Annotated in this window: 9 protein-coding genes and 1 riboswitch; of the genes, 2 read left to right on the forward strand and 7 right to left on the reverse strand. The window is 58.7% G+C overall.

The window, feature by feature from the left end; translation table 11 throughout:
• Window positions 1–20: 20 nt before the first annotated feature.
• From polB to araB, 4 genes are all read right to left on the reverse strand, one after another.
• Window positions 21–2,378: a DNA polymerase II gene (gene polB, locus O1724_RS03840; protein WP_126297030.1), complete on the reverse strand. Its 2,358-nt coding sequence runs from the start codon at window positions 2,376–2,378 to the stop codon at window positions 21–23.
• A gap of 156 nt (window positions 2,379–2,534) precedes the next feature.
• Window positions 2,535–3,230, reverse strand: coding sequence for an L-ribulose-5-phosphate 4-epimerase (gene araD / locus O1724_RS03845; protein ID WP_045330930.1), 696 nt, complete (start codon window positions 3,228–3,230; stop codon window positions 2,535–2,537).
• Between the two features lie 86 nt (window positions 3,231–3,316).
• Complete coding sequence (gene araA / locus O1724_RS03850; protein ID WP_003856405.1) at window positions 3,317–4,819, reverse strand: L-arabinose isomerase; 1,503 nt, start codon at window positions 4,817–4,819, stop codon at window positions 3,317–3,319.
• A gap of 10 nt (window positions 4,820–4,829) precedes the next feature.
• Window positions 4,830–6,539, reverse strand: a complete 1,710-nt coding sequence (araB, locus tag O1724_RS03855) for a ribulokinase (protein ID WP_126297029.1) — start codon at window positions 6,537–6,539, stop codon at window positions 4,830–4,832.
• Window positions 6,540–6,876: 337 nt separating this feature from the next.
• Here araB and araC point away from each other — a divergent pair, with 337 nt between their 5' ends.
• Together araC and O1724_RS03865 are read left to right on the forward strand one after the other, a co-directional pair.
• A complete protein-coding gene (gene araC / locus O1724_RS03860; protein ID WP_003856402.1) occupies window positions 6,877–7,722 on the forward strand; it encodes an arabinose operon transcriptional regulator AraC in 846 nt (281 codons plus the stop codon).
• A gap of 118 nt (window positions 7,723–7,840) precedes the next feature.
• A complete protein-coding gene (locus O1724_RS03865; RefSeq protein ID WP_017383796.1) occupies window positions 7,841–8,608 on the forward strand; it encodes a DedA family protein in 768 nt (255 codons plus the stop codon).
• 43 nt (window positions 8,609–8,651) lie between these two features.
• Here O1724_RS03865 and thiQ read toward each other — a convergent pair whose 3' ends face one another.
• Genes thiQ through thiB form a run of 3 tightly spaced genes read right to left on the reverse strand, consistent with a single transcriptional unit; the run spans window position 8,652 to window position 11,906 of the window.
• Window positions 8,652–9,353 (reverse strand): thiamine ABC transporter ATP-binding protein ThiQ, encoded by a 702-nt coding sequence (gene thiQ / locus O1724_RS03870; RefSeq protein ID WP_126297028.1) that lies wholly within the window; start codon window positions 9,351–9,353, stop codon window positions 8,652–8,654.
• Window positions 9,337–10,947 (reverse strand): thiamine/thiamine pyrophosphate ABC transporter permease ThiP, encoded by a 1,611-nt coding sequence (thiP, locus tag O1724_RS03875; protein WP_126297027.1) that lies wholly within the window; start codon window positions 10,945–10,947, stop codon window positions 9,337–9,339. The genes thiQ and thiP overlap by 17 nt, the downstream gene beginning before the upstream one ends.
• Complete coding sequence (gene thiB, locus O1724_RS03880) at window positions 10,923–11,906, reverse strand: thiamine ABC transporter substrate binding subunit (RefSeq protein WP_003856391.1); 984 nt, start codon at window positions 11,904–11,906, stop codon at window positions 10,923–10,925. Before thiB ends, thiP begins: the two co-directional genes overlap by 25 nt.
• Window positions 11,907–11,937: 31 nt before the next feature.
• Window positions 11,938–12,038: riboswitch (TPP riboswitch) on the reverse strand.
• Window positions 12,039–12,071: the final 33 nt, after the last annotated feature.

A 12,071-nucleotide genomic window follows, 5' to 3' on the forward strand; every position in this document is an offset into this window, starting at 1 on the left:
GGCAACGGTTTCGTCACGCGTCAAAATAGCCCAAGTTGTCCTGTCACTAGTGTAGCAAAGTCGTCATTGATGAACGGTAAAATTCCCTCCGCAACCGGCTGAAGCTGGCGGGTCAGGTAGTGATCGTAATCAAGCGGAGACTGCTGGTAATCAACGGGTTCCGGGCCGTTAGTGGTCCAGACGTATTTGATCGTTCCCCGGTTCTGATACTGCGGCGCACGGCCCCGGCGAACGTTCTCTTCATCCGCCAGCCGCGCGGCGCGTACGTGGGGAGGAACGTTACGTTGATATTCGGCCAGCGGGCGGCGCAGGCGCTTGCGATACACCAGCTGGTCATCCAGTTCACCCGCCATCAGGCTGGCGATGGTGTCGCGCACATAATCCTGATAAGGCTCATTGCGGAACACCCGCAGGTAGAGCGTCTGCTGGAACTGCTGTGCCAGCGGCGTCCAGTCGGTGCGCACTGTCTCCAGCCCTTTAAACACCATCCGCTGCGTGTCACCTTCCTGAATCAGCCCGGCGTAGCGCTTCTTGCTGCCCTGGTCGGTTCCGCGAATGGTCGGCATTAAAAAGCGGGCAAAATGGGTTTCAAACTCCAGCTCTAACGCGCTGGTTAACCGCTCTTTTTGCAAACTTTCGCGCCACCAGTCGTTCACAAAGGCGACCAGATCTTTGCCGATTTGTGCGGCGTCGTCTTCCGAATGGGTGGCTTTCAGCCAGACAAAGGTGGAGTCTGTATCGCCATAAATCACATCATAGCCCCGGGATTCAATCAGCGCTTTGGTCTGGCGCATAATCTCGTGCCCGCGCATGGTGATGGACGACGCCAGACGGGGATCAAAGAAGCGGCAGGCACTGGTACCCAGCACGCCGTAAAAGGCGTTCATAATGATTTTCAGCGCCTGTGAGAGCGGCTTGTTGCCGTGGCGCTTGGCCTCATCGCGGCCGTGCCAGATGTTTCCCACAATTTCGGGCAGGCAGTGTTTTTCCCGCGAGAAGCGTGCTCCAAGAAAACCTTCGGTGCTGTGCGCATCGTCTGGCTGCGCCATCCCCTCCACCAGCCCCACCGGATCAATCAGAAACGTGCGGATAATGGACGGATACAGGCTTTTAAAATCCAGCACCAGCACCGAGTCATACAGCCCGGGCCGTGAATCCATCACGTAACCGCCGGGGCTGGCCTGCGGCGGCACGTCGCCGAGGTTAGGGGCGACATAGCCCGCCCGGTGCATCCGCGGGAAATAGAGGTGGCTGAAGGACGCTACCGAGCCGCCGTGCCTGTCGACCGCAAGGCCGTTCACCGTCGCCCGCTCCAGCAGGAAGGGCATGATCTCGGTTTTGTGGAAGATCTGCGTCACCAGCTCGCAATCTTTCAGGTTATAGGTGGCGAGCGCGGGTTTATCTTCATTAAAGCGCCGGTCGATCTCGTCCATTCGGTCCCAGGGATTGTCGATGGATTTACCTTCGCCGAGCAGTTCCTGGGCGACCGCTTCCAGCGAGAAGGAAGAGAAGTTCCAGAAGGCGGATTTCAGCGCCTCGATGCCGTCGATAATCAGGCGACCGTTAGCCTGCGCGAAGAAAACACCGTTCTTAAAACCATGCTCACGCCACTCCAGCTCGCTGTTGCCGCGCCCCAGAATCAGCGGGATACGGTAACGCTCGGCATGTTTTTGCAGCACGCGCAGGTCAAACTGCACTACGTTCCAGCCGATCAGAACATCCGGATCGTGCTCGGCAAACCACTGGTTAAGCTTCTCCAGCAGTTGCGGGCGGCTGTTGACGTACTCCAGATTAAAATCCAGCGCGGACGCATCGCCGTTTGGCGGCCCGAGCATATAGACAACCCGCTGCCCACAGCCTTCCAGACCAATGCAGTACAGTTCGCCGTGGCGGGTGGTTTCGATATCCAGCGAGACCCACTTGAGCGGGGGGCGATAATTCGGGCTAGGCTTGAGGCGCGCGTTAACGATCCTGCCATTTTGCGCGGTGCCATCTACCCAGACGGGGGCGGTGATAAACCGCTCCATCAGAAAGCGTTCAGGCGGGCGAATGTCGGCCTCGTAAAGCGTCACGCCCGCTTCACGGAGCAGTTTTTCATAGCGCATTAACTGGCGATGGGCGCGGCAATAGAGGCCGTAAACCGGCTGGCGGTGGAAATCTTTCAGTTCAAGCGGGGTTATGCGCCAGCCGTTTTCGCCGCGCAGCATTTGTTTCACTTTCTCGACGTGAGCTTCAGGAATAAAGGCCACGGACTCCTGCGGCGGGAGCGTAACGTTTAGCGGGCCGTTGTCCGTTGCCAGCCAGAATTCAACCTCAGTACCCTGAGGGGTATCCCGCCAGTGTCTGGTCAGTAAAAAGCCTTCTTGCGCCTGCGTCACGGCGTTATCCCATAAAACAAAACCAGGCCTGATTATAGCCTGGTTGAGGGGTGTTTGCTGGGGTTTTATACAGTGCCTGTTCAGTCGGATGGCGCTGCGCTTATCCGGCCTAGAGGTTCCGCACTCACGGTAAGCGCAGCGCCACCGGGCAAAGGTTTACTGCCCGTAGTAGGCTTTCGCACCGTGCTTACGCAGGTAATGCTTATCCAGCAGGGTTTGCTGCATGTCCGGCAGCTGCGGTGCCATCTGGCGGCAGAAGATCCCCATATAGGCGACTTCCTCCAGCACGATCGCGTTGTGCACCGCGTCCTCCGCGTTTTTACCCCAGGCAAACGGGCCGTGGGAGTGCACCAGCACGCCGGGCATTTGCGCCGCGTCGATTCCCTGTTTTTCGAAGGTTTCGACGATCACGTTCCCGGTTTCCCATTCGTACTCACCGTTGATCTCCGCATCGGTCATCAGACGCGTGCAGGGAATGGTGCCGTAAAAGTAGTCCGCGTGGGTGGTGCCGGTCGCCGGAATAGGCTGGCCCGCCTGCGCCCAGATGGTCGCGTGACGCGAATGGGTATGCACAATCCCACCGATGGTCGGGAAGGCCTGATACAGCAGGCGGTGAGTGGGCGTATCGGAGGAGGGCTTTTTATTGCCTTCAACCACTTCACCCGTTTCGATGCTGACCACCACCATGTCTTCTGCGGTCATTACCGTGTAATCCACGCCGGAAGGCTTGATCACGAACACCCCTTTTTCCCGGTCAACGGCGCTGACGTTGCCCCAGGTCAGGGTCACCAGGTTATGTTTTGGCAGCGCCAGGTTGGCTTCGAGTACCTGACGTTTGAGATCTTCTAACATTGTCGTCTCCTGCCGGATGGCGCTTCGCTTATCCGGCCTACAGAACCGTAGGCCCGGTAAACGAAGTGCCACCGGGCATTCAGGGCTTAGCGTTTTGAACCGTAATAGACTTCGTTCCAGCGCAGCGCGTCTTTAAAGGCTGGCAGACGGGTATCGTTATCAATCACGGTCAGTTCGATGTCGTGCAGCTCGGCAAACTGACGCATATCGTTCAGGTCAAGCGCGTGGCTGAATACGGTGTGGTGCGCGCCGCCGGCCAGGATCCAGGCTTCCGACGCGGTTGGCAGGTCAGGCTGCGCTTTCCACAAGGCGTTGGCGACCGGCAGTTTCGGCAGAGAATGCGGAGTTTCCACCGCATCGACGCAGTTCACCAGCAGGCGGAAACGGTCGCCGAGGTCGATCAGGCTGGCGTTAATGGCCGGGCCGGTACGGGTGTTGAAGATCAGACGGGCCGGATCCGCTTTGCCGCCAATGCCGAGGTACTGCACGTCGAGGATCGGTTTCTCTTCAACCGCGATGGATGGACACACTTCCAGCATGTGCGAGCCGAGCACCAGATCGTTGCCGTTCTCGAAGTGGTAGGTGTAGTCCTCCATAAAAGAGGTGCCGCCCTGTAGACCGGTTGACATCACCTTCATGATGCGAAGCAGAGCGGCAGTTTTCCAGTCGCCTTCGCCCGCAAAGCCGTAGCCCTGCTGCATCAGACGTTGTACCGCCAGACCCGGGAGCTGTTTCAGGCCGTGGAGATCTTCAAAGGTGGTGGTAAAAGCGTGGAAGCCGCCCTGTTCCAGGAAGCGCTTCATGCCCAGCTCAATGCGCGCCGCGTCCAGCACATTCTGGCGCTTGTCGCCGTTGATTTGTGCCGCAGGCGTCAGACGGTAGCTGCTTTCGTACTCGTCCACCAGCGCGTTAACGTCGCCATCGCTGATGTCATTCACCACCTGCACCAGGTCGCCCACCGCCCAGGTGTTGACGGAAAAGCCAAATTTAATCTGCGCGGCCACTTTATCACCGTCGGTGACCGCCACTTCGCGCATGTTGTCGCCGAAACGCACCACTTTCAGGTGACGGGTATCCTGCTTAGATACCGCCTGACGCATCCAGGAGCCAATGCGTTTTTGTGCCTGGCCATCCTGCCAGTGGCCGGTCACCACGGCATGCTGTTGACGCATGCGCGCGCCGATGAAGCCGAACTCGCGGCCGCCGTGCGCGGTCTGGTTCAGGTTCATGAAGTCCATGTCGATGCTGTCCCACGGCAGGGAGGCGTTGAACTGCGTGTGGAATTGCAACAGCGGTTTGTTGAGGATAGCCAGGCCGTTGATCCACATTTTGGCTGGTGAGAAGGTGTGCAGCCACACCACCAGGCCAGCGCATTTGTCATCGTAATTGGCATCGCGGCAAATGTTGGTGATTTCGTCCGGGGTAGTCCCCAGCGGCTTCAGCACCAGTTTGCACGGCAGTTTGGCTTCCGCGTTCAGCGCATTCACAACGTGCTCCGCGTGTTTCGTCACCTGCTGCAACGCTTCCGGTCCGTACAAATGCTGGCTGCCAATCACAAACCACACTTCATAATTATTAAAAATGGTCATTATCGTGTCCTTAATGTGTCAGGGTTGCCGTAGTGTCCGCGGTGCTTTTGGCCGGGGCGGCGACAGGGAGATAGTGAAGTTCGGCGCTTTTTGCCCATTGCTGGTAGCGCTGATAAAGCTGTTCAAAGCGTTGTGCCTGCTGAGTCTGCGGATGGAGCGTATTTTCGACGGCGCTCGCCATATGCTGTTGCGCGGTCGGGATATCCGCATGGACGCCTGCGGCCACGGCAGCGAAAATCGCGGCACCCAGCGCACAGCACTGATCGGAGGCCACAATTTGCAGCGACCGGTTCAGCACGTCGCAGCAGGCCTGCATAATCACCGGATTTTTACGGGCGATCCCGCCCAGCGCCATCACGTTGATCACGTCAATGCCCTGGTCGATGAAGCACTCCATGATGGCACGCGCGCCGAACGCGGTGGCGGCGATCAGGCCGCCAAACAGCGCGGGCGCGTCGGTCGCGAGGTTGAGATCGGTAATCACTCCTTTCAGACGCTGGTTGGCAAACGGCGTACGACGGCCGTTGAACCAGTCCAGCACCACCGGCAGGTGGTCGAGAGACGGATTTTTTGCCCAGGCGTCGGTGAGCTGCGGCAGGAGCTGTTTTTTGCTCGCCGTAATCTGCGTTTTCAGTTCAGGATGCGCGGCAGCCAGCTGATCCAGCGGCCAGCCGAGCACGCGGCCAAACCAGGCATAAATATCACCGAAGGCGGACTGGCCCGCTTCAAGGCCGATAAAATCAGGCACCACGCTGCCGTCAACCTGACCGCAGATGCCTTTCACCGCGCGGTCGCCGACGCTGGCTTTATCTGCCGTCAGAATGTCACAGGTGGAGGTGCCGATAACTTTCACCAGCGTGTTGGGCTGCGCACCCGCGCCCACGGCCCCCATATGGCAGTCGAACGCGCCGCCGGAAATGGTCACGTTTTGCGGCAGACCGAGGCGTTTCGCCCACTCTTCGCAGAGCGTGCCGACCGGGATATCGGCGGTGAAGGTGTCGGTGAACAGCGGGTATGTCAGGTTTTTGTTGATGATCGGGTCGAGTTCATCGAAGAACGCTGCCGGAGGCAGACCACCCCAGCTTTCATGCCACAGCGATTTATGCCCGGCGCTGCAACGGCCGCGGCGAATATCCTGCGGACGCGTGGTGCCGGAGAGCAGGGCGGGAACCCAGTCGCACAGCTCAATCCATGACGCCGCTGCCTGTGCGACCGACGCGTCCGCGCGGGTAACGTGCAGGATCTTGGCCCAGAACCACTCGCTGGAGTAAATCCCGCCGATGTAGCGGGAGTAGTCAGTTTTGCCCGGCTGATGGCATAAGCGGGTGATGGCTTCCGCCTCTTCCACGGCGGTATGGTCTTTCCACAGCACAAACATGGCGTTCGGGTTGTCGGCAAACTCCGGTCGCAGCGCCAGTACGCGGCCTTCGGCATCGACAGGGGCAGGCGTTGAGCCGGTGCTGTCGACGCCAATCCCCACGACATCGGCCCGCTGGGCGTCGGTCAACTCCGCCAGAACGGTTTTGATCGCCGCTTCCATCGACTCGATGTAGTCCCGCGGGTGGTGACGGAACTGGTTGTTTGGCGCATCGCAGTAGCGCCCCTCTTGCCAGCGCGGATACCACTCAACGCTGGTTGCTATCTCCTGGCCAGTCGTACAGTCCACTGCCAGCGCGCGAACTGAGTCGCTGCCAAAATCGAGGCCAATTGCAATTGCCATGGTGTTGCTCCATCCAAAAAACAGGTATGGAAGAACATTAGAGACTAGGGACAAAAATCGTCAGGCAGGATCCGCTAATCTTATGGACTAAATTGCTGTAGCCACGCAAAGTGTGACGCCGTGCAAATATTCTATGTGGACATTTCTGCCGCACTTATAGACACTTTTGTTACTGCTTATCTGCCCGTGCTGGCGGAGAAATCAGGGGGAAAGGCTGAAACATGGCGGACGTAAAAGAGGCGTGATGCTTTTTGGATCTTTTCGCGGGCCATTTTTATACTGCTTGTATCGATATGGACAATTGGTTTCCTTCAGGACCCTTGGGAGAACTGAATCTATGGCCGAACCGCAAAACGATCCCTTACTGCCGGGCTACTCATTTAACGCCCATCTGGTGGCGGGACTGACGCCAATTGAGGCCGAGGGATATCTCGATTTTTACGTCGATCGCCCTCTTGGCATGAAGGGATATATCCTGAACCTGACCGTACGCGGAGAAGGCGTCGTCAAAAATGGGGATCAACAGTTTATCTGCCGCCCCGGTGATATGCTGCTGTTCCCGCCGGGGGAGATCCATCACTACGGGCGCCACCCGGATGCCAAAGAGTGGTATCACCAGTGGGTCTATTTCCGTCCGCGCGCCTACTGGCAGGAGTGGCTCTCGTGGCCGGCCATTTTCGCCCATACCGGTTTATATCGCCCGGATGAGGCGCATCTGGCGCAGTTCCGTGAGCTGTTCGCACAGATTATTGAGGCAGGGCAGGCGGGCGGGCGCTACGCCGAACTGCTGGCCATCAACCTGCTTGAACAGGTGCTGCTGCGCCGCATGGAGGCCATCAACGAGTCGCTTAATCCGCCGCTGGACAACCGCGTCCGCGACGCCTGCCAGTACATCAGCGACCACCTTGCCGACAGCCAGTTTGATATTGCCAGCGTCGCCCAGCATGTGTGCCTGTCGCCGTCACGGCTGTCGCATCTGTTCCGCCAGCAGCTTGGCGTGAGCGTACTCAGCTGGCGCGAGGATCAGCGCATCAGCCAGGCGAAACTGCTGCTCAGCACCACCCGAATGCCTATCGCCACCGTCGGGCGTAACGTCGGCTTTGAAGATCAGCTCTATTTCTCTCGCGTGTTTAAGAAGTGCACCGGTGCCAGCCCGAGCGAATTCCGTGCGGGATGTGAATAATCGGTAAACATTCAGGTGAACTTCAGGCGCATCTTGTAAACTATTCAGACAATTGATGCCTTGACGCGGTGCAGGGCGCTAAGCAGAATCGCTGATTCGTTTTCTGACCGGAATAGTTATGCAGGCATTGCTGGAACATTTTATTACCCAGTCCGTTATGTATTCGCTCATCGCCGTGGCGCTGGTGGCGTTTCTGGAGTCGCTGGCGCTGGTCGGGCTGATCCTGCCCGGCACCGTGATGATGGCGGGGCTTGGGGCGCTTATCGGCAGCGGCGAGGTCAATTTCTGGCAGGCGTGGATGGCCGGTATTATCGGCTGTTTGCTGGGGGACTGGATCTCCTTCTGGCTGGGCTGGCGCTTTAAGAAGCCGCTGCACCGCTGGTCGTTCATGAAAAAAAACAAAGCGCTGCTGGATAAAACCGAGCATGCGCTGCACCAGCACAGCATGTTCACCATCCTCGTGGGGCGCTTCGTTGGCCCAACGCGTCCGCTGGTGCCGATGGTGGCCGGGATGCTGGATCTGCCCGTCGCGAAGTTTGTGGTGCCGAATATCATCGGCTGCGTCTTCTGGCCGCCGTTCTACTTCCTGCCGGGTATCCTGGCGGGCGCGGCGATTGATATTCCTGACGGTATGCAAAGCGGTGAGTTTAAATGGCTGCTGCTGGGCACGGCGGTGCTGCTGTGGCTGGCGGTCTGGCTCTGCTGGCGCCTGTGGCGCAGCGCGAAAGCCAGTGTTGATCGTCTGACGCGCTATCTTCCGCGCACTCGCCTGCTCTGGCTGGCCCCGCTGACGCTCGGCGTGGCAGTGGTCGCGCTGGTCGCGCTGATTCGTCACCCGCTGATGCCGGTGTACGGCGAGATCCTGTTAAAGGTGGTGAGCCGTTAAGGTGTTTTCCCTCTCCCTGTGGGAGAGGGCCAGGGTGAGGGCATCAGACCGCACGAATACCCAACAATGAAGACGCCCCCGCCTTACCACTCAGAAGTTCTTCTGTTTCCCCATCCCACAGAATACGTCCCTCCGCGATCACCACCGATCGCGGCGCGATGCGTGCGGCATCTTCGATGCTATGCGAAACCATCAGCATCGTCAGTTGCTCGCGCTCGCAAACCTCCTCAACCAGCGAGAGCATCTCCTGACGCAGGGCCGGGTCGAGCGCCGAAAAGGGTTCGTCGAGCAGCAGCAGCGGCTGCTTGCGCACCAGACAGCGCGCCAGCGCCACGCGCTGGCGCTGGCCGCCCGAAAGCTCACCCGGTAGTCTGTTGATAAACGCAGCCAGGCCCATTTGTTCGGCGATTGCCTCCAGCGTCTGACGCTGCGCAGCACTGAGCTTTAACCCCGGATCCATACCCAGCGCGATGTTCTGCCACACCGTAAGATGATTGAACAGATTGTTTTCCTGGAACAGCATCGACACCGGGCGTTTAGCTGGCGGAGCGTAGGTATACTCGCCATTATCAATGACGATCGACCCGCTGGCAGGCTGTAAAAAACCGGCAATCAGATTGAGCAGGGTACTTTTTCCGGCCCCGCTGGGGCCAAGCACTGCTATTCGCTCTCCCTGACGAACGGAGAGGGTAAAACGCATTGGCAGGTGCTCATAAAGCCAGGTTACATCAGTCAGTTTTAACATCACGCCCCGGAAGTTTTTCGATAACGGTAAATAACGCAAAGCACAGCAGTAACAGGAGCAGCGCCGTGACGGCGCCGTCCTGGCTACGATAGGAGCCAATTTGCTGATAAAGCCAGAACGGCAGCGTGCGGAAATCCTCGTTGCCGAAGAGGGCCACCACGCCAAAATCGCCAATCGACAGCACGCAGGCAAACGCCAGCGCCTGGGCCAGCGGACGCTTTAGCGCGCGCAGTTCGACCACCTTCAGACGCTGCCAGCCCTGCATGCCCAGCGACTGACACAGCAAACTGTAGCGGCTGTTGACGTCGCGCATCGGGTTTTCCAGCACCTTGAGCGCGTAAGGGATGGCCATCAGTGCGTTGGTAAAAATGACGATGCCGTCGGCGCTTTCCGGCAGGCCGATGGTGCTGTTGAACAGTAAAAAGAATCCGGTCGCCAGCACAATGCCCGGCATCGCCAGGATCAGCATACCCGTCAGCTCCAGCGCGTGTGCGGCTTTACGGGCATGACGCGCGTACAGCTCGCGGCTGCTCCAGAGCAGCATCATGGTCAGGATCACGCACAGGATCCCGGCTGCCAGCGCGATGCGCAATGAGGTCCACGTCGCCTGCCACAGGACAGGCTGTTGCAGTACCGACAACACATTGCGATTCAGGCCATCAACAATAACGGCCAGCAGCGGGGGCAGCAGAAGCAGGAGTGCCAATGCGATTAGCATAAAATCCGCGACGCGGCTGTGCAGGCTGTCCTGCGGATCGCGCCAGCCTGTCAGGTTATTGCTACCTGTGGGGATCGCTTTACTTAGCCGCTGGCTGAGTAACACCAGCGCCAGGCAGCAGACCATCTGCACGATCGCCAGCAGCGCGGCGCGGCCCGGATCGTAGTCGTAACTTAAGGCCTGATAGATCGCCAGCTCAATGGTGGTGGCCTGCGGCCCGCCGCCGAGAGAAAGTACGGTCGCGAAGCTGGCGAAGCAGAGCATAAAGATTAGCGCGGCAACCGGAGCAATCTGGCGTCGCAGCCACGGCCATTCGACAAAGCGGAAGAACGACCAGCCGCGCATGCCAAGCTGGGCGGCAATCTGACGCTGCTCACCGGGAATGTTTTCCAGCGCCTGTAAAAAGAGGCGCGTCGCCATCGGCATATTGAAAAAAATATGCGCCAGCAGAATGCCTTTCAGGCCGTAAGGGGAGAAGGTCCATTCCAGACCAAGCAGGTTGAAGAGGGATGCCAGCCAGCCCTGCCGACCGTAGACGCTCAGAATGCCGAACACCGCCACCAGCACGGGCAGGATCAGCGTCATCGCGCACAGCCGCAGCAGGGCAAGCCTGCCGGGGAAACGTCTGCGATAGAGGGCGCGTGCAAGGAAAATGGCCGGGATCGCCGACAGCAGCGCGGAGAGAAACGCCTGCCAGAAGGAGAAGCGGATGACGTGCCAGAGATAGCTGTCGTGCCAGAGGGCGAGCAGATCGCTCTCTGGCGCGTTAAACCACAGCGCAAGGAATGCACCCAGGCTGACGACGACCATCAGTACGGCGGCGAGCAGGCCGGGAACTAACCAGCCGGGGATCAGCGGCTGACGGCGCGTTGCCATTCACTAATCCATGCGGCGCGCTGGGCGGCAACCTGCTGCGGCGTAAATTCCAGTGAGGTTTGCGGCTTGTTTAGCTGCTCAAAGCCTGCCGGCAGCGCAACGTCAGTGACCGGGTACATCCAGTTGCCGGTCGGAATAGCGTTCTGAAATGCCGGGGAGATCATAAATTTCAGGAATTTTTCGGCAAGCTCCGGCTGTTTGCTCGCGGCGGTGCGGGCGGCCACTTCCACCTGCAAATAATGCCCTTCAGCAAAGTTCGCGGCGGCGTAGTTGTCTTTCTTCTCGGCGATAATGTGGTAGGCCGGAGAGGTAGTGTAGCTCAGCACCAGGTCGCTTTCGCCTTTCAGGAACAGGCCATAGGCTTCGCTCCAGCCTTTGGTGACGGTAACGGTTTTCGCGGCCAGCTTCTGCCACGCTTCCGGCGTTTTATCCCCGTAAACTTTTTGCATCCACAGCAGCAGCCCCAGACCCGGCGTGCTGGTACGCGGATCTTCGTAAATCACGCGCCATTTCTGGTCACTTTCGACCAGCTCTTTCAGGCTTTTGGGCGGATTCTTCAGCTTGTTTTTATCGTAGACAAACGCAAAGTAACCGTAATCAAAGGGAACGAAGGTGTCGTTTTTCCAGCCGCCCGGTACGTTAACGGCATCTGCCGCCACGCCGCTTTTGGCGAACAGTCTGGTTTGGGTGGCGGCTTCCAGCAGGTTGTTATCCAGCCCGAGCACCACGTCGGCTTTGCTGTTTTTGCCTTCCATGCGCAGCCGGTTAAGCAGCGAGACGCCATCTTCCAGCGCCACGAATTTCAACTCGCAGTTGCAGTCCGCTTCAAAGGCTTTTTTTACCACCGGGCCAGGGCCCCAGTCGGCGGAGAAGGAGTCGTAGGTGTAGACCGTCAGAACAGGCTTAGCAAAAACAGGCAGCGCAAACAGCGCCAGCAGAGGAAGAACGTTTTTTAACACTTTGCACCTCAGGGTTGAGTGGCAAAGGATTTTGAGCGACAGCCTCAAATCCCTTCGCCGGCGTTATCCGGATCAGGTTCGACGGGTATTATCTCAGCGCACATCTGTGATGCAGCACCCCGTTGAGAACGGCGCTATTGTAATGATTTGGTGAATATTACGAAA

Source organism: Enterobacter cloacae complex sp. HYC074_NIDB (assembly GCF_056673345.1).